General features: G+C 60.0%; 21 protein-coding genes. 11 read left to right on the top strand and 10 right to left on the bottom strand.

Annotation, left to right across the window (positions count from 1 at the left end):
- Window positions 1–305: 305 nt before the first annotated feature.
- Both C4J88_RS10730 and C4J88_RS10725 read left to right on the top strand, forming a co-directional pair.
- Window positions 306–1,139 carry an SRPBCC family protein gene (locus C4J88_RS10730; protein WP_124406882.1) on the top strand — a complete coding sequence of 278 codons (834 nt, stop codon included), beginning with the start codon at window positions 306–308 and terminating at the stop codon, window positions 1,137–1,139.
- Window positions 1,139–2,308, top strand: coding sequence for a zinc-dependent alcohol dehydrogenase (locus C4J88_RS10725; RefSeq protein WP_124406881.1), 1,170 nt, complete (start codon window positions 1,139–1,141; stop codon window positions 2,306–2,308). Before C4J88_RS10730 ends, C4J88_RS10725 begins: the two co-directional genes overlap by 1 nt.
- A 92-nt stretch (window positions 2,309–2,400) precedes the next feature.
- Here C4J88_RS10725 and C4J88_RS10720 read toward each other — a convergent pair whose 3' ends face one another.
- Window positions 2,401–3,741, bottom strand: coding sequence for an APC family permease (locus C4J88_RS10720; RefSeq protein WP_256659109.1), 1,341 nt, complete (start codon window positions 3,739–3,741; stop codon window positions 2,401–2,403).
- 132 nt (window positions 3,742–3,873) lie between these two features.
- Complete coding sequence (locus tag C4J88_RS10715; protein WP_124370319.1) at window positions 3,874–4,188, bottom strand: hypothetical protein; 315 nt, start codon at window positions 4,186–4,188, stop codon at window positions 3,874–3,876.
- Window positions 4,189–4,413: 225 nt separating this feature from the next.
- Here C4J88_RS10715 and cyoA point away from each other — a divergent pair, with 225 nt between their 5' ends.
- From cyoA to cyoE, 5 genes are read left to right on the top strand one after another with little or no spacing between them, the layout of a single operon-like run.
- Entirely contained in the window at window positions 4,414–5,337 is a 924-nt protein-coding gene (cyoA, locus tag C4J88_RS10710; RefSeq protein WP_124406880.1) for a ubiquinol oxidase subunit II, read from the top strand.
- A gap of 2 nt (window positions 5,338–5,339) precedes the next feature.
- Complete coding sequence (cyoB, locus tag C4J88_RS10705) at window positions 5,340–7,319, top strand: cytochrome o ubiquinol oxidase subunit I (RefSeq protein ID WP_124362338.1); 1,980 nt, start codon at window positions 5,340–5,342, stop codon at window positions 7,317–7,319.
- Window positions 7,320–7,324: 5 nt separating this feature from the next.
- A complete protein-coding gene (locus C4J88_RS10700) occupies window positions 7,325–7,939 on the top strand; it encodes a cytochrome o ubiquinol oxidase subunit III (protein ID WP_124370317.1) in 615 nt (204 codons plus the stop codon).
- A gap of 1 nt (window position 7,940) precedes the next feature.
- Window positions 7,941–8,279 (top strand): cytochrome o ubiquinol oxidase subunit IV, encoded by a 339-nt coding sequence (gene cyoD / locus C4J88_RS10695; RefSeq protein ID WP_124366599.1) that lies wholly within the window; start codon window positions 7,941–7,943, stop codon window positions 8,277–8,279.
- Window positions 8,237–9,133 (top strand): heme o synthase, encoded by an 897-nt coding sequence (gene cyoE / locus C4J88_RS10690; protein WP_124406879.1) that lies wholly within the window; start codon window positions 8,237–8,239, stop codon window positions 9,131–9,133. The genes cyoD and cyoE overlap by 43 nt, the downstream gene beginning before the upstream one ends.
- Here cyoE and C4J88_RS10685 read toward each other — a convergent pair.
- The 4 genes from C4J88_RS10685 to C4J88_RS10670 all read right to left on the bottom strand — a co-directional run bounded on the left by C4J88_RS10685 (window position 9,105) and on the right by C4J88_RS10670 (window position 12,679).
- Entirely contained in the window at window positions 9,105–10,730 is a 1,626-nt protein-coding gene (locus C4J88_RS10685; protein ID WP_124406878.1) for a histidine kinase famiy protein, read from the bottom strand. The two genes, cyoE and C4J88_RS10685, sit on opposite strands and share 29 nt — an antisense overlap.
- A gap of 107 nt (window positions 10,731–10,837) precedes the next feature.
- Window positions 10,838–11,347 carry a ferritin-like domain-containing protein gene (locus C4J88_RS10680; protein ID WP_124366596.1) on the bottom strand — a complete coding sequence of 170 codons (510 nt, stop codon included), beginning with the start codon at window positions 11,345–11,347 and terminating at the stop codon, window positions 10,838–10,840.
- A 63-nt stretch (window positions 11,348–11,410) separates the two neighbouring features.
- Window positions 11,411–12,295 carry a manganese catalase family protein gene (locus C4J88_RS10675; RefSeq protein WP_124370313.1) on the bottom strand — a complete coding sequence of 295 codons (885 nt, stop codon included), beginning with the start codon at window positions 12,293–12,295 and terminating at the stop codon, window positions 11,411–11,413.
- A gap of 159 nt (window positions 12,296–12,454) precedes the next feature.
- Window positions 12,455–12,679 carry a hypothetical protein gene (locus C4J88_RS10670; protein ID WP_124366594.1) on the bottom strand — a complete coding sequence of 75 codons (225 nt, stop codon included), beginning with the start codon at window positions 12,677–12,679 and terminating at the stop codon, window positions 12,455–12,457.
- 298 nt (window positions 12,680–12,977) lie between these two features.
- Here C4J88_RS10670 and C4J88_RS10665 point away from each other — a divergent pair, with 298 nt between their 5' ends.
- The gene (locus C4J88_RS10665; RefSeq protein ID WP_124366593.1) at window positions 12,978–13,160 is read left to right on the top strand and encodes a general stress protein; all 183 of its coding nucleotides are present in this window, start codon (window positions 12,978–12,980) and stop codon (window positions 13,158–13,160) included.
- Between the two features lie 224 nt (window positions 13,161–13,384).
- Here C4J88_RS10665 and C4J88_RS10660 read toward each other — a convergent pair whose 3' ends face one another.
- Together C4J88_RS10660 and gcvA are read right to left on the bottom strand one after the other, a co-directional pair.
- On the bottom strand, window positions 13,385–14,212 hold the full coding sequence (locus C4J88_RS10660; RefSeq protein WP_124406877.1) for a DMT family transporter: 828 nt from the start codon (window positions 14,210–14,212) through the stop codon (window positions 13,385–13,387).
- 77 nt (window positions 14,213–14,289) lie between these two features.
- The gene (gcvA, locus tag C4J88_RS10655; RefSeq protein ID WP_124406876.1) at window positions 14,290–15,183 is read right to left on the bottom strand and encodes a transcriptional regulator GcvA; all 894 of its coding nucleotides are present in this window, start codon (window positions 15,181–15,183) and stop codon (window positions 14,290–14,292) included.
- A gap of 289 nt (window positions 15,184–15,472) precedes the next feature.
- Between gcvA and C4J88_RS10650 the strand changes: the two genes are divergently transcribed.
- Window positions 15,473–16,747 (top strand): glycoside hydrolase family 68 protein, encoded by a 1,275-nt coding sequence (locus C4J88_RS10650; RefSeq protein ID WP_124362326.1) that lies wholly within the window; start codon window positions 15,473–15,475, stop codon window positions 16,745–16,747.
- 263 nt (window positions 16,748–17,010) lie between these two features.
- Here C4J88_RS10650 and C4J88_RS10645 read toward each other — a convergent pair whose 3' ends face one another.
- Together C4J88_RS10645 and C4J88_RS10640 are read right to left on the bottom strand one after the other, a co-directional pair.
- Complete coding sequence (locus tag C4J88_RS10645) at window positions 17,011–17,652, bottom strand: glycoside hydrolase family 25 protein (RefSeq protein WP_124406875.1); 642 nt, start codon at window positions 17,650–17,652, stop codon at window positions 17,011–17,013.
- Between the two features lie 126 nt (window positions 17,653–17,778).
- Complete coding sequence (locus C4J88_RS10640) at window positions 17,779–18,657, bottom strand: LysR family transcriptional regulator (protein WP_124406874.1); 879 nt, start codon at window positions 18,655–18,657, stop codon at window positions 17,779–17,781.
- Between the two features lie 131 nt (window positions 18,658–18,788).
- Between C4J88_RS10640 and C4J88_RS10635 the strand changes: the two genes are divergently transcribed.
- Window positions 18,789–19,970, top strand: a complete 1,182-nt coding sequence (locus C4J88_RS10635; RefSeq protein WP_124406873.1) for a serine hydrolase — start codon at window positions 18,789–18,791, stop codon at window positions 19,968–19,970.
- A 114-nt stretch (window positions 19,971–20,084) separates the two neighbouring features.
- On the top strand, window positions 20,085–21,275 hold the full coding sequence (locus tag C4J88_RS10630) for an MFS transporter (RefSeq protein ID WP_124406872.1): 1,191 nt from the start codon (window positions 20,085–20,087) through the stop codon (window positions 21,273–21,275).
- The last annotated feature ends 112 nt before the right edge of the window (window positions 21,276–21,387 follow it).

Here is a 21,387-nt window from a genome sequence, read left to right as displayed (position 1 = left end):
GCAGTTTATATGACTAAGCAGTGTAGTCGGACGGGCCAAGGCTATCGGCCAGTTGCGTGCGATCATCCTTATATACGCAAGGGCTACTATCTGGGCCTGGAACCGGATGTATATGTGTGCATGCGCTGTGGCGAACAGCGTGAGCCTGAGCGCTGGGACGACTTCGCGCGTCGCCGCATGCCGCCTCGCGGACTTCTGAACCCTCCCTAGGCGCTGACACCTTTCATCCCCCTACGCAAAATGTTGTGGAACCTCAAACGGCGGCGGATTTTCTACCGCACACACACCCGTTGGAGGACTGCAACATGACTGAGCATCCACTGATAGCGCACCATACCTCTGAAGACACCCATCGACGCGGCACGCTGACCAAGGCCGAACGCAGACTTTCGCTGACGGCCGGCGCTGCCCTGCTGCTGAACGGCTGGCGCACCGGCGGATTGGGCGGCGCATTGCAGACTGCAGCAGGCGCCTACGCGTTAGTTCGCGGTACGGCCGGCCATTGCACGCTGAAGCAGGCACTGACGCCAACCCCCTTCGAACAGCAGTTCAGTCGCGAGCATCACTGGCCGATCAGCGAGGCGATCACGCGCAGTATCACAATAGGTCGCCCGCTCGAAGAGGTGTCTGCTTTCCTCGCCCGGCCCGAGCAGATTGGCCCGCTGCTGCGCTGGGTCGACAGCATCGAGCAACTGGCGCCGGATACCACACGCTGGACGCTCCGCACTCCCGTCGGCAAACGCGTGCAGTGCACGCTGATCCAGACCCAAGCCCAGGAGTCGGCCGTGTTGCATTGGAAAACCCCAGGCGATGCGCGCTGGGCGCACGACATTACCGTCTCACTGACCCCCGCTCCCGCCAGCCGTGGCACGCAAGTCAAAGCGGTGGTGGTCTGCAAGCCGGCCATGGGCAAATTGGGCTATGGCCTCGCTCGTGCAATCAGCCTGTTCAGTGACAAAGCCTTGCTCAATGCATTGCAGGCGGTGAAACAGCAACTGGAAACCGGCGAGGTCAGCAACAACCGCCTCAGACCGGAACAGGATGACGACTTTTTTTACGTACACGCCGCCGACGACCAGGTGACCACCGATCACCCGGCAGTCAAAACCGGCGTCGCCATTGAAGGGGGAAATCACTGATGCGCGCACTCACTTGGCAAGCACCGAATACACTGCAAGTCGACAACGTTCCCGACCCGACGATCCTCAACCCGCGTGACGCAATCATTCGCGTCACGCTGTCTTCCGTATGCGGTTCCGACCTGCATTTGCTCGGCGGCTACGTACCGGCCATGAAGCCCGGGGATATCATCGGCCACGAATTCATGGGGGAAGTCGTCGAGGTGGGCAAAGGCATCACGGACCTGCGCCTGGGTGACAAAGTGGTCACCATTTCGATCATCGGCTGCGGCAATTGCGAACCGTGCCAACGCAGCGATTTCTCCTGTTGCGATAACTCCAACCCCAACCCTTCGGCGACGGACCTTATGTACGGCCAGCCGTGCTGCGGCATCCTCGGCTACAGCCATGCCTTCGGTGGCTACCCCGGCAGCCACGCCACCTACGTGCGGGTGCCGTTCGCCGACGTCAACCTGTTCAAGGTGCCCGACGGGGTCAGCGACGAGCAGGCGCTGTTCGTGTCGGATGCAGCGCCGACCGGTTACTTTGCGGCGGACAATGCCGGCATCCAGCCCGGCGATACCGTGGCGGTGTGGGGCTGCGGCGGCGTGGGTCAGATGGCTATTTGCAGCGCCTATCTGTTGGGCGCAGAACGGGTGATCGCGATCGACCGATATCCGGACCGGCTGCGCCTGGCACAAGAGCGCGGCAAGGCGATCCCGCTCAACTACGAGCACACCAATGTGCATGACGCCTTACTGGAACTGACCGGTGGCCGTGGGCCGGACCGCTGCATCGACTGCGTGGGCATGGAGGCGCACGGTACCGAGATCGACTATGCCTATGACAAGGCCAAGCAATTGCTCAGGCTGCACACCGAACGCGGCAGTGTGCTCAGGCAGGCCATACGTGCTTGCCGTAAAGGCGGCACGGTGTCGGTGGTCGGGGTGTATGGGGGGTTGCTCGATAAGTTTCCCATGGGGGCGATCGTCAACAAGGCCCTGACGTTGAAAGCCGGGCAGCAGCCGGGGCAGCGTTATGCGACGAGGTTGTTTGAGCATATTCAGAAAGGCGAGTTGGATCCCGCTTATCTGTTGACCCATCCGATGAGTCTGGAAGATGGCGCGCAGGGGTACGCGATGTTCAAGGAGAAGTCTGATGAGTGTATGCGGGTAGTGTTCAGGCCCTGATGAGAGTTGGGGTTGACTGAGTCCATATCCGTTACCGCAGCAACGGATATGGACTCGTTCTGATCCAGCATCATTGGAACGCGGCGCGTCAGTTAGAGAGCCTTTGGCTCCTGAACAGCAGGCGCCACCAGCCGATTACATCCATATAACACCACCCCCAGCACCATCAACGCCCCACCCCGCAGCCAGGTGTCCAGACTCTGCTGACTAAGCAGGATCAGACACGACACAATCGCCAACACCGGCACCCAACTCGGCACGCGAAAATGCCGTTCTTCGACCCGGTCACGGCGCAACACCAAGACCGCCAGGTTGGTACTGAGAAACACAAACAGCAGCAACAACACCACCGTCTCAGCCAACGCCGCCAGCGTGCCGGTCAAGGTCAGCGCAATCGCCACGGCTGTGCTGGCGATGATCGCCACCCAAGGCGTGCGGCGCTTGGACAGCACCCGCGACAGCGGTTCCGGCAGCAGCCCCATGCGCGCCATGCCGTAGGTCAGGCGACTGGCCATGACCATCGTCAGCAAAGCGCCGTTAGCCACCGCCACCAAGGCAATGAAGGCAAACAGCTGGGGTGGAATGTTCAAGCCCGAGGCCCGCACGACTTCGAGCAACGGCGCCGAAGTGGCGGTCAACTTGTCCATCGGCAACACCACCGATGCAGCAACACCGACCGCCATATACACGATACCGGCCGTGATCAACGCAGCGAACAACGCACGCGGGTAAATTTTGCGCACCCCACGGATTTCTTCCGCCAGGTTAGCCGACGTCTCAAAGCCGACAAACGAATAGAACGCCAACAACGCAGCGCCCAGCACCGCCAGCATGGGATTGACGCCAGGCTTGAATTCAAACGCCCGCCCAAGGTTGGCTTCACCGGCCTGGAAGCACCACGCCGCAGCGACTACCACCAACAACAGCCCGGACAGTTCCACGCACGTCATGACCATATTGGCCCCCAGCGACTCCTTGATCCCACGGGCATTGAACAGCGCAATCACCACCAGGAAGACCAGCGCCGCCACATGGGGGGAGACGTCGATAAACGTCGCCAAGTAGTCCCCGGCAAACGCCAGTGACAAACCGGCCGCGCTGGTCACGGCCGCTGCGAGCATGCAAAAGCCCACCAGGAACGAGACCAGCGGTGACTTGAACGCCTTCTCGGCGAACACCGAAGCGGCGCCGGCGTGCGGGTACTTGGTCACCAACTCGGCGTAGGAGCCGGCCGTGAGCATGGCGAAGAACAGCGCCACCAGCAACGGCACCCAGATCGCCCCGCCCACCTGGCCGGCGATGGTGCCGGCCAGCGCATACACGCCTGCGCCGAGCACATCGCCCAGGATGAACAGGAACAACATCGGGCCGGTGACGGCGCGGCGCAAGGACGGCTTGGAAGGTTCGGCGTGGCTGAGAGTGGATTCGGTCATGGGGCGGCTCTGGCGGCGGTTTGCGTTCAGCGATCAGCGGGCACGGGCCGGCTGAGGCAGGGCTATCTACAATGGAAAATGCCCGCGTCACCAAAGTTCCTTTATTCGTGCGAATCCAGCGCAGGCGCTTCGTCAGTCGTCGTCGTGACCGTGTGCGTCGGCGCAGGGCAATCGACCGGATTCGCCGCCGGCAATCCTTTCGGCCTGGTCGATGCCACGCTTGAGCGCGTCAGGCACTGTCCACTCCGCGCCCGGTAACTGCTTGGTGCGCTCAGCGACACATTGGCCCGTAGCGGTGTAAACGCACAGCAGCACTTCGATATCGGCATCCTCCCGCTCGCGGGCCCTGACTTCGATATGGCAGCCGTTTTCCACTTCCTGGGTAAAGCACTCTTCGTCCAGTGCTTTTGCGGCCCAGGCGTTATAGGTATTGCCGCGAATGAACATAGCTGTTCTCCAAGACCGTTAGGGGTTGGTCTTTCAACTAAGACCTGAACTCTTTAGCAGGGATTCCGTGTTTTTTCCAAGGCGAACTTTATAGAAGCCTCATTAGCGTTTCGCTTGTTAAACCGTTCGTCAGGCGACGTAACATTTTGTTAAACCAACCCCTGAGGGCCCCATTCAAATTGTTCGAAAGCGCAATCACGGATGTTTTCACAACAGGAGCAAGGCATGAAACGAACGATGGGTTATTGCCTGGTCTATCTCGCCAGCACTTTCTTATTGACCGGCTGCAACTTGGTGGTCTTCAACCCCAAGGGCCAGGTTGCAACCGATGAACGTGACCTGATTATCCTCGCCACGGGCCTGATGTTATTGGTGGTGGTGCCGGTGATCGTGCTGATGTTCGTATTCGCCTACCGCTACCGTGCCACCAATAAAAAAGCGCGTTACTCGCCACGCTGGGCCAGCTCCCACAAAATCGAAGCGGTGGTGTGGGGCGTGCCGCTGCTGATCATCATCGCCTTGGGTTGGGTGACCTGGAAAACCACCCACGCCCTCGACCCCTATCGCCCGCTCGACTCGGACACGCCGCCGATCAATGTGCAAGTGGTGGCCACTGACTGGAAGTGGCTGTTCATCTACCCCGACCTGGGTATCGCCAGCGTCAACGAACTGGCCCTGCCGGTGCACACGCCGGTGAGTTTCACCATCACGTCCGATGCGGCCATGACCTCCTTCTTCATCCCGGCGTTGGGCGGGCAGATCTACGCCATGGCCGGCATGCAGACCAAGCTGCACCTGATCGCCAACGAGACCGGCGAATTCAAGGGCATCGCCGCCAACTACAACGGCCCCGGTTTTTCCGACATGCATTTCTCCACCCTGTCGCTGAGCCCCGCCGACTTCCAAAGCTGGGTGAGCAAGGTCAAGGGCGCCGCAACGCCGCTGGACCAGACGAGCTATGCGCAATTGGCCAAGCCCACCATCAAGCACCCGGTGACCTACTACTCGGCGGTTCAGGAGCGGCTGTTCCTGGACATCGTCGATAAATACGAAGGCATGAACAAGGCCAATAAACCCAAGCGCGCGCCCGTGAGCGGCGTTGAAACGCGCGCCGATCAACACCCGAGTCTGCTGGCTGAGGAGCGGTAACAATGTTCGGAAAACTGTCGTGGGACGCGATTCCAACCACTGAACCCATCGTGATGTACACCTTGGCCATTATCGGCCTGATCGGTGTGGCGATGGTGGGGACCATTACCTGGAAGCGCAAATGGGGTTACCTGTGGCGCGAGTGGTTCACCTCGGTGGACCACAAAAAGATCGGCTGCATGTACATCATCGTGGCACTGGTGATGCTGCTGCGCGGTTTTTCCGACGCGATCATGATGCGCACCCAGCAAGCCATGGCCGCCAGTGGCGGGCCGGGTTATCTGCCGCCGGAACACTACGACCAGATCTTCACCGCCCACGGCGTGATCATGATTTTTTTCGTGGCCATGCCCTTCGTGGTCGGCTTGATGAACGTTGTGGTGCCGTTGCAGATCGGCGCACGCGATGTGGCCTACCCGTTTCTCAACGCGCTGAGCTTCTGGCTGTTCGTGGCCGGTGCCGCGTTGGTCAACGTCTCACTGGGGATCGGTGAGTTTGCGCGAACCGGTTGGGTCGCCTACCCGCCGTTATCCGGGTTAGCGTACAGCCCCGGTGTGGGGGTGGATTACTACATCTGGTCCTTGCAGATATCCGGCATAGGCACGCTACTGACGGGGGTGAATTTCTTCGTCACGATTTTGAAGATGCGTACCCAAGGCATGACCCTGTTCAAGATGCCGGTGTTCACCTGGAATGCGCTGTGCACTTCGGTGTTGATCCTGGCGTCGTTTCCGATCCTGACCGCCACCCTGCTGATGCTGAGCCTGGATCGTTACTTGGGCATGCATTTCTTTACCAACGAAGCCGGCGGCAACCCGATGATGTACGTCAACCTGATCTGGGCCTGGGGGCATCCGGAGGTGTACATCCTGATCCTGCCGGCGTTCGGGGTATTTTCGGAGGTTGCCGCCACGTTCAGCAGTAAACGGCTGTTCGGCTATGTGTCGCTGGTATGGGCAACGATCGCGATTACCGTGTTGTCGTTCATCGTGTGGCTGCACCATTTTTTCACCATGGGTGCGGGGGCCAACGTCAACGCGTTCTTCGGCATCATGACGATGATCATCGCCGTGCCGACCGGGGTGAAGATCTTCACCTGGCTGTTCACCATGTACCGTGGCCGAGTGCGCTTTGAAACCCCGATGCTGTGGACCATGGGCTTTATCGTGACCTTCAGCATCGGCGGGATGACCGGGGTACTGCTGGCAGTTCCCGGCGCCGACTTCCTGTTGCACAACAGCCTGTTCCTGATCGCGCACTTTCACAACGTGATCATCGGCGGCGCGGTGTTCGGCTATATGGCCGGCCTGACCTACTGGTTCCCCAAGGCCTTTGGCTTCCGCTTGAACGACAAGCTGGGGCGCATCGCGTTCTGGTGCTGGTTGATCGGCTTCTACTTCGCCTTTATGCCGTCGTACGTGCTGGGCTTCATGGGCATGACCCGGCGCCTCAACCATTTCGACAACCCGGAATGGCGGCCCTGGTTGCTGCTGGAGTTGGTCGGGGTGGCGATCATCCTCTGCGGCGTGGCCGCTCAGGCACTGCAACTGTTCGTCAGCATCCGCAACCGCCACAGCCCCCAGTATCGCGACCTCACCGGCGATCCGTGGGACGGGCGCACGCTGGAGTGGGCCACCTCCTCTCCGCCGCCGGTGTACAACTTCGCCGAGCAACCCAAGGTTGACGACCTGGACGCCTATTGGGGCATGAAGGAGCGCGGCGTGAGCACCCTGAGCCACACCGACTATCGCAGCATCCATATGCCGCGCAATACCGCGTCGGGCCTGGTTATCAGTGTGTTCGCGCTGATCTGCAGCTTCGCCCTGGTGTGGCATATCTGGTGGTTGGCGGCGTTCGGTCTGGTGGCGTCGGTGGTTGCGTTCGTGGTGCGCAGTTACGACGAAGACACTGACTACTTCGTGCCCGCAGAAGAGGTGGCGCGCATCGAAACGGCCCGTCTCAAAGACCTGGCAGAGGCTTGACTCTTATGTCCAATATCGTGATCGAAAAAGACATCGCCCACACCCACGAACAAGGGCATGAAGACGCCGGTTCCCTGAGCCTGTTCGGGTTCTGGATCTACTTGATGACCGACTGCATCCTGTTCGCGACCTTGTTCGCCGGCTATGCGGTGTTGCGCGACAGCGTGGCGGGCGGCCCTTCAAGTGCGGACATTTTCGAGCTGCCCTATGTGCTGGGTGAAACCATGCTGCTGTTGCTCAGCAGCATCACTTACGGCTACGCGATGCTCGCGATGAACCGTGGCCAGCAGTCCCAGGTTCTGCGCTGGCTGGGGCTCACCTTCGTGCTGGGGGCCGGGTTTATCGCCATGGAAATCAACGAATTCCATCATTTGATTGAAGAGGGATATGGGCCGGACCGCAGTGGCTTCCTGACCGCCTTCTTCACCCTCGTCGGCACCCACGGCGCGCACGTGTTGACGGGGTTGGTGTGGATGGCGGTGCTGATGGTGCAGGTGCACCAGCGTGGCCTGACCAGCACCAACGCCACCCGGCTCAGTTGCCTGAGCCTGTTCTGGCATTTCCTGGACGTGGTGTGGATCTGCGTCTTTACCGTGGTCTATCTGTTGGGGGTGGTGTGACATGTACAAACAAAGTTCGGTTCACAGCAGCGCAGGTAGCAGCCATGGCAGCAGCCGCTCCTACCTGGTCGGCTTCCTGGTGTCGGTGCTGCTCACCCTGATCCCGTTCGCCATGGTGATGTTCCCGTCACTGCCACGCACCACCACCGCCTGGCTGGTGGTGGCGCTGGGCGCGATACAAATCGTGGTGCACTTGAAGTTCTTCCTGCATCTGGATACCGCCGAGGAGCAACGCTGGAACCTGATTGCGCTGATTTTCTCGGCGGTCATCATCCTTCTGCTGGTAGGACTTTCGCTATGGATCATGAACAGTATTCATCACAACATGCTGGCGCACTGAAACACTGGCTGGGGCTGTTCAATGTAGGGGTTCAACTGACCAAGCCGGGGATTATTTTCGGCAATCTCGCGTCGGTGCTGGGGGGCTACTTCCTCGCGGGCAGTGGCCATCTGGCGAATCCCGCCCACTTGCTGGCCACCCTGCTTGGCACCGCACTGGTGATCGGCTGCGGCTGTGTCATCAACAATTGTGCCGACCGGGATATCGACCGACGCATGGTGCGTACCTGCCACCGCGCGCTGGCACTGCGCGCCATCAGCGTGCCCGCCGCCGTCAGCTACGCCATCGCCCTGGGTGTCATCGGCTTCGGTTTGCTGTGGGCTGGCAGCAACATGCTGGCCTGCACCCTGGCACTGGTTGGGCTGGTCGTTTATGCAGGCGTTTATACCTACTGGCTGAAGCGGCGCTCCCACTGGGCAACCCTGATTGGCAGCCTTTCCGGGGCAATGCCGCCGGTGATCGGGTATTGCGCGGTAAGCGGTCGGTTCGACGCCACGGCGATGCTGCTGGTGCTGGTGTTCTGTTGTTGGCAGATGCCTCACTCCCATGCCATCACCGTGATGCGTCGCGAGGACTTTCGCGCCGCGCGCTTGCCCCTGCTGAGCCTGCCCGAGGCCCACCGACAGATACACGCGTACATGCTGGCGTTCCTTGCCAGCACCATGGCGCTGGGCGTGGTTGCGCAGATGAACGCCGTGTATTTCGCGCTGATGCTCGGGTTCTGCGGTTACTGGATGGCGCTCGCTGCCAGCGCCACGCGCCTGACGGACCCGCCCGGCTGGGCGCGCAGGGTATTTGGATGCTCGATTCTGCTGGTGCTGGTACTCAACCTGTCGCTGGCAGTACTCCGCTAACCGTGTCGGCTGTCCCCGTAGATCCGGCATCCAGCACCGCGCGGATTTTTCGGGGCAGGTCCGTGGGTTGATAGGGCTTTTGAATCAGCTCGAATTCATGCACCTGTATTTCCGCGCGCTCCAATGCGTCTTTTGCATAGCCGGTCGTGAGCAGGATCCTGACGTGGGGATACAAGCGCGATACTTCACGCGCGAGTACCGCCCCATTCATCGCGCCCGGCATGATCAAGTCACTGAACACCAGGTCATACGGGACGCTCTGGAGCATGCTCAATGCTTCGGCGGCGGTGTGCGCGATACCGGTCCGGTAACCGTAGTCAGACAGGATCACTTGCGCCAACTCCGCCACCTCGGGCCGGTCCTCCACGATCAGGATGTTCTCGTGGCCCTGCAGTGAGGCGGTGGCGGATGTTTGCTCGACCCAGGGCTGGCTGTCATCGGCCGGAAAGTACAGGCGTATGGTGGTACCGATACCCGGATAGGAATGGATCCGCGCCGTGCCGCCCGATTGCTTGACGAAGCCATACACCATCGACAGTCCCAGGCCCGAGCCCTTGCCTTCTTCCTTGGTGGTGAAGAACGGCTGCATGACTTTATCTTTAATATCCTCGGCGATGCCGTTGCCGTTATCAGACACCGAGATGATGACGTAACGGCCCTCAGCCAGGCCATCGCGTTCAGCACCGACCTCGCCCGGCACTTGGACGTTGCGGGTTTTAACCGTCACTGTCGGCTCATTACACCCTTCCAATGCATCCTGAGCATTCGACAGAAGGTGCCGCACCGCCAGCTCTGCCTGGGCAGGGTCAATGCAGCAGTTCCACAGATCGTCGGCGAGTTCCACCTGCAGCTCTACGTCATGCAGCACACCCTTGAAATCGGGGCGACTCAACAAGGTGTTCAGATTGATCACCCGGCTGTCGAGCCGCTGCTTGCGCGAGAACGCCAGCAAATGCTGAGTCAGGGTTTGCGCTTTTTCAGCGGCCGCCTGGGCACGGCTGGCACTGTTGACGATGCGCTGCGGGTCGCTGCCGGGGCGCTTGGCGCTCTGCTGGATCAGCTCCAGGTACCCGACCATCACCTGCAGCAAATTATTGAAGTCATGGGCGATGCCACCCGTCAGTTGCCCCAGCGCTTCGAGGTCCTGGACGCGGCGCACGCGCAGTTCCGCATCGTGACGCCGACTCACGTCCAGTTGGGAGGCAAAAAAGTACACCAGTTGGCCGCGCTCGTTGAACAACGGCGAGATGAATATCTCATTCCAGAAGGTCGAGCCGTCCTTGCGGTAATTAAGCAGCTCAACACAGGCTTCATGATGTTGCTCAAGCGCACGCTGCACCTGCCGCAGGGCACTCTTGTCGGTTTCCGGTCCTTGCAGCAACCTGCAATTGCGCCCGATCACCTCGTCATGCTCGAACCCGGTCAGAGACAGGAACGCCGGGTTGGCGAAGATGATCGGGTTGTCGGGCTGCCCAGGGTCAGTCACGATCATCGCGCTGTGGCTGGCTTGCATGGCGGCGAAGAACAGATCTTTACGGTCGGAAGAAAGCACCGCCAATGCGTCACCGCCGACTGAGGGCTTTTTCTTTGTGGTCACGGTTCACCTCCAGATGAGTGGTGCGTGTTCCATTGACCGTGAAAATGCAGCGCAGTGCCAGCGTGGACTCAATCACGCGCGGCGCCGGTGGGGCGCCGCGCGCAGCCTCAGCGCTTGGCCTCTGTGTCAGGGGCTGCAGAGCGCTCCAGAAATGCCTGGGTGAGCTCGGGCAGATGCTTGAGCAGCCACTCGGCCATTGCAATTTCCTGGGGCAGGATCTTTTCGCAGGCCGCTTGTGTCTCGGCGTCTCCGGCTACTTTCGCGGCCGCTATGAGCGCCGTGTAGCTGGCAATCTCCATATTTTCGAACACATAGCCGGCCATCGCGCCCTTGATCACCTCGTCACTCATCAGTGAGCCACCAACCGCCTGCCCGAACGCCATCAATTTGCCGCCCATGTCTTTCAAGGTCGACGCGCTGCCGCCCAGGCGCGCCAGGCATTCATCGATGAGCGCCTGCTGGCCGAGGGTTTCCTGAATATGCTCGTCGATCCGGGCTTTGAGCTTCGGGTAATGTTCCAGTCGCTCCGATTGTGCCTTGAGCATTTTTTCGGCCTGTTGCTCCATGGCATGGGCATCGCGTAGCCAGTCGAGCAGGTTTTCCTGTGGGGTCGCCATCTTGTTACTCCTCTTCAAGCCAATAAAAGAGCCGCACGCCCGAAAGCGTGCGGCTGCCGCGCATCAAAGATCAGGCTTGGGCTGAAGGCCCGCGCCCAGGTCAGCGCCGGTGGTGGGGTCGCTGGTAGGGTCGGAGGCGGTGCGGATTTTCATCGCGCTCAGCAGCGCTTCGTCGTCGGCGTCCAGCTGCACGCTGGCCGTGCCATCACCGCCATCGACCGCAGGTTGCGGGCTCTCCACGAACTCCCATTCATCGCCCTGGTTCCAAGGACCACGCAGGTCTTCCGCGCCCTGGGACATGTTGTAGTACACCTGAGTGAACTCCGGCTTGCCTGGCAACTTGCCTTGGGGGAAATTCGGCTGAATCGAATGCAGCGCTTTTTCAAAGGAGATCTGGTGTGCGATTTCACGGGTCATCAGGAACCCGAGGGCATCCTTCACGCCTGGATCGTCGGTGACGTTCATCAGCCGTTCATAAACGATTTTGGCGCGTGCTTCGGCGGCGATATTGGAGCGCATATCCGCCGTGGGCTCACCGATGGTGTCGATGTAAGCCGCTGTCCAGGGCACCCCGGCCGAGTTGATCAGCGGCGCCCCCGCACCGTACAACAGGCTGGTGATGTGGGAGTCATTGCCGGCGCCGTTGAGTGAGCGATACAACTCGCCCTCCTCTTCCACGCCTTCGGCCATTCGGCCCTTGGCGCCCTTGTTGAGCATCACAATGATCGAGCCGACGATCTCCAGGTGGCTGAGTTCTTCGGTGGCGATGTCCATCAACAGGTCTTTGCGCCCTGGATCGTCCTCAGCCAAGGCCTGGGTGAAATAACGGGATGCGGCCGCCAACTCACCTTGAGCTCCGCCAAACTGCTCGAGCAAAAGGTTCGCCAGACCCGGGTTGGGCTCGGCCACACGTACGGTGTATTGAAGTCGCTTGTTATGTAGGAACATCAACAAATCTCCTCAGGCTTACTGAAAGTGGCGGCATCTTGGGAATGCGCGCCTACCTTTCATGGGAAGCGAGCGGCGCGTGAAAAATTTCAAAATTAATTTGCGCATCACGACGAGCGGTTAACCGTTGCACAACAAGCGAAACGGCGGCGCTGCTGCTCAGCTGGCATCATCCGCTTCTGGAACGGTGTCGATCCCGGGCGTGCCGTTAGGCGGCGTCACGGTGGCCTCGACAGCGGTCGCATGGCTGTCGGGGTGGTCCCAGTCAGTGGTTGCGTTTGGGTCTTCGTCACGTCCGGCGGTGCCGATCACGCAACCATCGTCATTCGGCTTATCGAGCGGTTCTACTGGTCGGTGCTGTGGGTTGGATAGGTCATGGTTCATGGCAAAAAATCTCCAGTTCACAAAGAGGGGAACCTCGTTTGAGCCGGCCCATGGAGTTCAAGTGCAACGAAAAAGACGAATGGCGTGAACGCTGTTATTGCCGGCATGCAGCAACGGAAAAAACTTATACGAAGCGGCGTCAAGACGGCGAACTTGTACAACTTTCACGGCTTATCTGCCGTTCGTCGCCTGTTATAAAAATCAGTAAAACATTTCTGCTGGCGTCGCTATCGGAATAGATGCCCGATGCCATAACGGGCAACTAACGAAACGTTAACTTAGCGACTGGAGAACTGTCATGACTACAGGCAATAAAAACCCAGGCAACTTTGCCAACGATCGCGAAAAAGCATCCGAAGCAGGGAAAAAAGGCGGCCAATCGTCGGGCGGCAACTTCGCCAATGACCGTGACAAAGCGTCCGAGGCGGGCCGTAAAGGCGGGCAGAACAGCCATGGCGGCGGCCGGAAGTCGGGCTCTTGAGTGAAAGAAGGAGGGGCAGCCTCGCTGCCCCTTCAAATCAGGCATTCGCTGATCGGTGTGCTAACAACGCTGAAGACTTAGTGCGATCAGTTTAAACTTTCCTGCCAGTGCCTTTTAACAATGATCCCCACTTCGGTGCAGGGTTCCTTAGCTCTTCGTGCTCAAACGATTTATATCTAATAGCCCTAACTTACTAGAAATAAACGCCTGAGCCGTCAGCCTTATCAACCAATAATGAGGATGCCACTGGCGATCACTGCGCACGCCAGAACCCGCCGTGCCGTGAGCGTCTCGCCGAGGAACAGGTAGCCGATCAACGCCGCGAACAACACGCTGGTTTCGCGCAACGCCGACACCGCGCCCAACGGCGCTTCGTTCATGGCGTAGATGACAGTCCCATAGGCTAGCAACGAGACCAGCCCGCCGACCACAGCGGTCACTGTGCCGGGCCGCACGCGGAACAAGCTGCGGGCGTCGCGCAGGCCGATGTACACCACTGGCATCAGCACGCCCCACAACGCGCACATCCACACCGTGTAGCCGAGCGGCGCGCCGGAGAGCCTGGCGCCAATGCCGTCAACCACGCTATAGGCGGCGATGAAGCAGCCAGTGCCCAGCGCATAGGGCAAGCTGGGCACCGACAGCCTGCGGCCTCGGAACGCCAGGGAAATAATCCCGCCTGACACCAGCGCAATACCGAGCAACTCGCCGGGGGTGATGCTTTCGCCGGCGAAAACGGCAGCTCCAAGCGTGATCAGCACAGGCGACGAGCCACGGGATATCGGATAGATCTGCCCGAGGTCACCGACCCGGTAACTGCGCACCAGAAACAGGTTGTAGCCCACATGCAGCAATGCCGACAGCAGCGCATAGCCCCAGCTTTCAATAGCGGGCGGCACCAGGAACGCAGCGGCGACGAGGCAGGTGATGGCGATGGCGATGCACATCACCGTCATTGACCAGAGTCGGTCGGCACCGCCACGCAGCAGTGCGTTCCAACTGGCATGCAGCAGCGCGGCGAAAAGCACCAGGCAGATCAAATGAATAGGCATGCGCCATCCTAGCAATCCAACGCCCTGCCTTCAGCGAAGTCTCTTCATCGCAGCATGAGCAAATCTTCACACCCGGCTCATTGCACTTTCAGCGCCTCACTGCTCAACCAACGGCGAAAGTTGACGATATGCGGCTGCGCTTCGATGCCCTTGGGGCACACGAAATAGTAGGCCAGCGGCGATGGGAACGGCACATCGAACAGCCGCACCAGGCGGCCATCGCTGATTTCGTTCTCCACATGCCGACTGCGCACCAACGCCACGCCGTGGCCGAGCAAGGCGGCCTCGACCGTCATGTTGGTGTCGCCAAACCTGACGCTTTCCTTGAGCGGCGAAAAGGCCAGCCCGACACTGTCAAACCAGACCTCCCATTTCGGCGCCAGCTCGGCGCCGTCGCGGATCAGCAGCGGAAACTGCAACAGTTCTTCCGGGCTGCGCGGTATCCCCATACGCCGCAGCAATTCGGGGCTGGCCACCGGAAACACCTGCTCGCCAAACAGAAACTCTGTATGCAGGCCCGGGTAATTACCCTTGCCCAGCCGGATCGCAACATCGGCCTGGTTGCCGGAAAAGTGGATGATGTCGTCCGTGGTGTGCAGCGACACCAACAGCTCGGGGTGCTGGCGAGCCAGGTTCGGCAAGCGTGGCAGCAGCCATTTCAACGCGAAGGAGTAGGTGGTGCTGACACTCAGGCGCACCCTGCCTTTTTGCTCGCGCAGATCGCCGAGGGTGGCCTCCAGGCTCATGAAGAACTCCCGCACGATAGGCGCCAGCGTGGCCCCTGCCGCCGTAAGGCGTAATGCCTTGCCACGTTCGAACAACGGCAGCCCCCACAACGCCTCCAGATGCCTGAGCTGATGGCTGACAGCGCTCTGGGTGACATGCAGTTCCTGCGCGGCCGCCGTAAAGGTTGGGTGCCGGGTGGCAACTTCAAACGCTCGCAGTGTGGCGGTCGGCGGCAGGTCTCTCATGGGTGGGTGTCCGGCGAGTGATTGGAAAACGCTGAGCATGAGCGTTGGCTCATGGTAGTGGCAAGTGCGGCGCTTATTACCGTCATCCATTTAAACCCAGGACCGTAAGGGCGCCTACACAGCGCCAAACTTCCATAAAAACCTTCAGGTGAAACGTATCAGCTCACCTAAAAGCTTTAATTATGCATAAATGCATTTTTCTCCTTGACCCGAAGGATAGAGTCTTCTAAAGTCAAATTACTGTATATGAATACAGTATTTATCTACCTTCATGGACGAGGTTTACCTTATGAAAAGCATCACCGCAAAATTTGGCAAAACGCCCCATCAACCCAGCCTGTGGACCCGCGCCGATGCGCTGAAAGTCCGCGCAGACGACCCCACCACCACCCAGCCACTGGTGAGTGCCGACTTCCCGGTACTGAGCGACAAGGTGTTTATCTGGGACACCATGCCGCTGCGTGATATCGACGGCAACATCACCTCCGTCGATGGTTGGTCGGTGATCTTCACCCTGACCGCAGACCGCCACCCGACCGACCCGCAATACCTCGATCAGAATGGCAACTACGACATCACCCGCGACTGGAACGATCGCCATGGTCGGGCAAAGATGTACTACTGGTTCTCCCGCACCGGCAAGGACTGGAAACTCGGCGGCCGGGTCATGGCTGAAGGGGTTTCGCCCACCGTTCGTGAATGGGCCGGCACGCCGATCCTGTTGAACGAACAAGGTGAAGTGGACCTGTACTACACCGCAGTCACGCCAGGCGCGACCATCGTCAAGGTGCGTGGCCGCGTGGTGACCACCGAGCATGGCGTCAGCCTGGTGGGCTTCGAGAAGGTCAAGCCGCTGTTCGAGGCCGACGGCAAGATGTACCAGACCGAAGCGCAGAACGCTTTCTGGGGGTTCCGCGATCCGTGGCCGTTCCGCGACCCGAAGGATGGCAAGCTGTACATGCTGTTCGAGGGCAACGTGGCTGGCGAGCGTGGCTCGCACACGGTGGGTAAAGCGGAAATCGGCGATGTGCCGCCGGGTTATGAAGACGTCGGCAATTCGCGCTTCCAGACGGCCTGCGTCGGTATCGCCGTGGCCCGTGATGAGGATGGAGACGACTGGGAAATGCTGCCGCCGCTGCTGACCGCAGTCGGCGTCAATGACCAGACCGAACGTCCGCACTTCGTGTTCCAGGACGGCAAGTACTACCTGTTCACCATCAGCCACACCTTCACCTATGCCGACGGGGTAACCGGGCCAGACGGGGTATACGGTTTTGTCGCAGACTCGCTGTTCGGCCCTTACGTGCCCTTGAACGGTTCCGGCCTGGTCCTGGGCAACCCGTCTTCCCAGCCCTTCCAGACCTACTCCCACTGCGTGATGCCCAACGGCCTGGTGACTTCCTTTATCGACAGCGTACCTACCGGCGAAAGCGGGACAACGATGCGTATCGGCGGCACCGAGGCACCAACGGTGGGCATCAAGATCAAGGGGCAGCAGACATTCGTGGTCGCCGAGTATGACTACGGTTACATCCCACCGATGCTTGACGTCACGCTCAAGTAAAGCGCTACAGGGCTTTGAGGCAACGGGTTTGAGTTCGATGAGAACCCGTTGCTGATACGCCTGCCTCATTGCGATGTTGTTTGGAAATTCTGTTGAACAACGCGCAGTCACCACCCTTCGGAGCTGGCTACAGGAATGTAGCCAGTAACGGATCAGGTCCTATCGCAGCGACGCTGACGGCCAAAATATGCCAGCGACCTTATCAGCGCAGGGGTATCGCGCCTGGAACAACGGCCCAATCGGGGCCGTTGTGCTGCTTGCCTTCAAGGCTTGACCCAATCCAGATCCACCGCGCCCTGGATACCCTCGACCTGACCCTTGCTGCTGTGCTGCCACCACTGCCAGCTCTTGCCGTGTTTGCTCCAGGTTTGCGGCACGGTGGGGTCAGCGACTCCCCAATGGGCAATCCACAGCGGGCATTCGCTGAAGGCATATTTGCGCCAGGCCACCCTGTTGCTCCAGATGCTGGGCGACGCATAAATATGCGGATACGCACCCTCCAGCAGCGACACCCTGACAAGCGTCACCAGTTGGAACAGGGCATCAGCCATCTGATCCGGGGTGGCCCCTTCGTTGCGATTGGTCTCGACATCAATGGCCAGGATGTCCTGCCCGACGTTGAATTCCACTTCGGCGAGCCGGCCCTTGATATTGGCCAGTTGCTCGCACGGCGTGCTGCTAAGCGCACGGAAATAGTGGTACACGCCGGCCTTCAGGCCGTTCGTTTTCATCCCTTGGAAGTTTTCGACGAACTTGGGATCGGTGTAGTCGCCACCCTCCGTCATCTTCGCTATCCCATGGGTGACACCCGCGCCCGCCACGCGCGCCCAATCGATGTTTCCCTGCCAGCGCGACACATCGATGCCACGTGCGTTTGCATCGTTGATCGGTCCTTCGCAACTCATATCTGTTCCCCTGCTGTGGATGTCTTGTCGTCGCATCTTTTCATCGACGGCCAGCCGCCATGCACTATCGGGATACCGCACGACGATTTACATCCAACCCGCCCGCATCCGACACCACTCGCACACTCACATATGCAAGGAGATGAAATCCACAAAACAGCGCAGCTTGGGCGTAATGAAGCGGTTCGGCGGCCACAGCACGCTGAAGTGAATGGTGCGGGTGACCTCTTCAGTCAGTACGGCCTGCAATGCTCCAGCCTCCAGAGCATCCTTCACGGCAAATTCCGGCAGGCATGCAATGCCTCGCCCTTCCATGGCGGCATTGAAGAGCATGTCGATGTTGTTGCTGATCAGCACGGCCCGCAGGTCCTGCGCGCCGTTGTGAGCTTTGTCCGGTAGCGGCCAGCGCTCAAGCTTGCCGGTGGATGGCACCCGGTACAGCAAACAGTCATGGTTGCTCAAGTCGCCGGCATCCAGGAGCGCACCCTGGGTCTGGAAATAGGTCGGGGCGCCCACCAGCAGGAAACGGAAAGCACCCAAGCGTCGCGCCACTAGACGGGAGTCATTCAACTCACCGGTCCTGACCACCGCATCAAAGCCCTCCTCCACGACATCCACCAGTCGGTCGCTGAAATCCAGTTCCAGATGAATGTCCGGGTATCGCTTGGCAAAGCGGGATAACAACGTGAACAAGAACTGCCCGGCCAAGGGCAGGCTCACGCGCAGCGTGCCACGTGGCTCGCTGCTGGTGTTCGACAGCTCAAGTTCCGCCGCTTCCAGCTCATTGAGCACGCGCCGGCAGCGGTTCAGGAACAGCATGCCCTCCGCCGTCAGGTTAATGCTGCGGGTGCTGCGATGAAACAGCCTGACGCCCAGGCGCTGTTCCAGGCGCGCGATGCTTTTGCCAATCGCCGACGATGACACGCCCAATTGCCGCCCCGCCGCTACAAAGCTGCGAGTTTCGGCAACCTGCACGAAAACCGAGATTCCGCTGAGGTTGTCCACGCACTCTCCTTGAGTTCTGCGCCTTGAATTGCGGAACGAAACGTCCGATGTGTCCGGAATTCTAGCCTCTGTTTCCCCTGCCGTCTGCGCCCTAGCATGGCGACGTCTACTACCAGCAGGGAATCGCGAACATGACCGCCAAAGAAACCATTCAATTATCCAGCGCTATCGCCACCGATCCCATGCAGGCGCGAATCGACGCGGCACTGAACAGCGCCATCGAAGACAAGCGCCTGGTGGGGGCCGTCGTGCTGGTCGCCCGTCGCGGCGAAATCACCTATCGCAACGCCGTGGGGCTGGCCGATCGAGAGGCCGGTTTACCGATGCGCACCGACGCCTTGTTCCGTCTCTCCTCAGTCACCAAACCGATCACCTCCGCCGCCGCGCTGGCCTTGGTTGCCCAAGGCCGCATTGGCCTGGACGACCCCGTCGCCCGCTGGCTACCGGAATTTCAGCCATCCCTGGTGGACGGTTCCCGCGCGTCGATCACCGTACGCCATTTGCTCAGCCATACAGCCGGTCTGGGTTACGGCTTCCTCGAAGCCAAAGGTGGCGGCGCCTATGCGCGTGCTGGTGTGTGTGACGGGCTGGAAAACGCGCCGCTGACGCTGGAAGAAAACATCCGGCGACTGGCGACCGCGCCGCTGCTGTACCGTCCCGGCGCCGACTGGGGGTATTCGATAGCCACCGATGTGTTGGGCGCACTCATTGCCAGGGTGTGTGACAACAGTCTGGCCGACGCGATCAACCAATTGGTGTGCGAGCCGCTCGGCCTGTCCGATACCCGTTTCAACGTGGTCGACACGTCTCGCCTGACGGCCGCCTATCTCAATGCGGATCCTGCCCCACGACGCATGAAGGGCGTGGAAGTGATCGAGGTTTTCGAGAACACCGCGGGCATCCGCATGGACGCGGACCGTGCCCTTGACGACAGCGCCTACCCTTCAGGCGGCTCCGGCATGATCGGCTCCGCCGAGGAATTCCTGACGCTGCTCGAAACCCTGCGCCAGGGGGGTGGCGCGCTTATGCCAGCGAACCTGGCCAAGGAAATGGGGACCGTGCAGACCGGCAATTTGGAACTGGACAATTGGCCAGGACGCGGTTTCGGCCTGGGGTTCACCGTACTGACCGATCCGCAAGCAGCGCAGGTTCCGGAGTCAGCGGGCACCTGGCGCCTGGGTGGAGCGTTTGGTCATTCCTGGTTCGTCGACCCGGCACAGCAGCTGTCCGTGGTGGCGTTCACCAATACCGCCTTCGAAGGCATGTTCGGCCAATTCACCGTTGATCTGTGCAACGCCGTCTATGGCGTTTGATAGGGTGCCGGCGATGCTGATCCGGCATTCGGACACCCTCGGGAGGGTCTGGATGCAATACCTGGAAGGCGGTAAGCAATTGGGCAAAGTCATCGTGGCCCTGGAGGACCGACCATGAAAATGTTCAACCCGTTGTTTTTCATTGCCTTGGGCCTGTTCGGCGTCTATACCATCGAATTCGGCGTGGTCGGTATTTTGCCGGTGATCATCGAACGCTACAGAGTCAGCGCGTCCGAGGCCGGTTACCTGGTAGGTTTGTTCGCTCTGATCATCGCGGTATTCGGTCCCTTCATGGTGCTGCTGTTCTCGCGCTACAACCGCAAGCGAATCCTGACCCTCTCGCTGTTCATTTTTGCCGGCGCCAGCGCCTTGTCAGCTTATGCGCCCACCTACGGAACACTCGCGATCCTGAGGATCATTCCCGCGTTCTTCCATCCGGTGTATTTCTCGCTGGCGTTTGTCGCGGTGGTCTCCCTCTATCCCAAAGAGCAAGCCACGCAGGCCACGGCCAAGGCGTTTGTCGGCACCAGCATGGGCATGGTACTCGGCGTCCCTATCACCACCTGGATCGCGGCACGTTTTTCCTACGAAGCGGCATTCCTGTTCTGCACCGCCGTCAACGTCATCGCCGGCCTGGGCATCATTGCCCGGTTACCCGATACCTTCGCCGGCCAGCGGACGCCTTACGGTGAACAACTGGCCATTCTGCGCAAGCCTACGCTGTGGCTTAACATGCTGGCTTCGACGCTGATATTCGGTGCGATGTTTTCGGTGTACTCCTACAGCGCCGAGTACCTGTCGCGCGAAGTCGGCATGAGCGGTGAAGTGATCAGCGCCATGTTGATCCTGTTCGGTGTAGGCGGTGTGGCCGGTAATTTGCTGGCAGGTCGCCTGCTGTCAAAGAACAAGACAGTGACCACGCTGATGCACCCGATCATGCTGGGAGCGTCGTACCTGATCCTCCACTTCTTTGCCAGCCCGGCCATTTTGCCAATGGTTCTGATCGTGGTTCTGTGGGGGGCAACCCATACCAGTGGACTGATCGTGACCCAGGTTTGGCTGACCTCCGAGGCCCCGGAAGCGCCAGAGTTTGTCACCGGTCTCTATATTTCATTCATCAATCTGGGCGTAACGCTCGGGGCAACAGCGGGCGGATGGTTCCTCGCGCGCATGGGCATGGAGGGGACTATCGTTAGCGGCCTGGTTTTCTGCGCGCTGGCAGCGGCGGTGATAATGATCAAGGTGTTGGTGTATGGAGCGAGGCAACCGGTTCTGGCGCCGCAAACCCAAGCGATTGTGCATTAGAGTCATTCACGGGACAGTATCACGGCGCATTGCTGCCCTTTAATCGCACTAAAAATACGCCTGATGGGCAGCACGTCCATCAGCGTAGATTGGCGTCAGCTAAAAGGCAGCG

It is taken from the genome of Pseudomonas sp. R4-39-08 (assembly GCF_003852275.1).
Lineage (GTDB): Bacteria > Pseudomonadota > Gammaproteobacteria > Pseudomonadales > Pseudomonadaceae > Aquipseudomonas.
This window is presented reverse-complemented; position numbering and strand designations above follow the sequence as displayed.

Bases quoted from the DNA above. Each gene is read 5' to 3' on its own strand.
- C4J88_RS10730 (WP_124406882.1), top strand. From the start codon at position 306: ATGACTGAGCATCCACTGATAGCGCACCATACCTCTGAAGACACCCAT.
- C4J88_RS10725 (WP_124406881.1), top strand. From the start codon at position 1,139: ATGCGCGCACTCACTTGGCAAGCACCGAATACACTGCAAGTCGACAAC.
- C4J88_RS10720 (WP_256659109.1), bottom strand. From the start codon at position 3,741: ATGACCGAATCCACTCTCAGCCACGCCGAACCTTCCAAGCCGTCCTTG.
- C4J88_RS10715 (WP_124370319.1), bottom strand. From the start codon at position 4,188: ATGTTCATTCGCGGCAATACCTATAACGCCTGGGCCGCAAAAGCACTG.
- cyoA (WP_124406880.1), top strand. From the start codon at position 4,414: ATGAAACGAACGATGGGTTATTGCCTGGTCTATCTCGCCAGCACTTTC.
- cyoB (WP_124362338.1), top strand. From the start codon at position 5,340: ATGTTCGGAAAACTGTCGTGGGACGCGATTCCAACCACTGAACCCATC.
- C4J88_RS10700 (WP_124370317.1), top strand. From the start codon at position 7,325: ATGTCCAATATCGTGATCGAAAAAGACATCGCCCACACCCACGAACAA.
- cyoD (WP_124366599.1), top strand. From the start codon at position 7,941: ATGTACAAACAAAGTTCGGTTCACAGCAGCGCAGGTAGCAGCCATGGC.
- cyoE (WP_124406879.1), top strand. From the start codon at position 8,237: ATGGATCATGAACAGTATTCATCACAACATGCTGGCGCACTGAAACAC.
- C4J88_RS10680 (WP_124366596.1), bottom strand. From the start codon at position 11,347: ATGGCGACCCCACAGGAAAACCTGCTCGACTGGCTACGCGATGCCCAT.
- C4J88_RS10675 (WP_124370313.1), bottom strand. From the start codon at position 12,295: ATGTTCCTACATAACAAGCGACTTCAATACACCGTACGTGTGGCCGAG.
- C4J88_RS10670 (WP_124366594.1), bottom strand. From the start codon at position 12,679: ATGAACCATGACCTATCCAACCCACAGCACCGACCAGTAGAACCGCTC.
- C4J88_RS10665 (WP_124366593.1), top strand. From the start codon at position 12,978: ATGACTACAGGCAATAAAAACCCAGGCAACTTTGCCAACGATCGCGAA.
- C4J88_RS10660 (WP_124406877.1), bottom strand. From the start codon at position 14,212: ATGCCTATTCATTTGATCTGCCTGGTGCTTTTCGCCGCGCTGCTGCAT.
- gcvA (WP_124406876.1), bottom strand. From the start codon at position 15,183: ATGAGAGACCTGCCGCCGACCGCCACACTGCGAGCGTTTGAAGTTGCC.
- C4J88_RS10650 (WP_124362326.1), top strand. From the start codon at position 15,473: ATGAAAAGCATCACCGCAAAATTTGGCAAAACGCCCCATCAACCCAGC.
- C4J88_RS10645 (WP_124406875.1), bottom strand. From the start codon at position 17,652: ATGAGTTGCGAAGGACCGATCAACGATGCAAACGCACGTGGCATCGAT.
- C4J88_RS10635 (WP_124406873.1), top strand. From the start codon at position 18,789: ATGACCGCCAAAGAAACCATTCAATTATCCAGCGCTATCGCCACCGAT.
- C4J88_RS10630 (WP_124406872.1), top strand. From the start codon at position 20,085: ATGAAAATGTTCAACCCGTTGTTTTTCATTGCCTTGGGCCTGTTCGGC.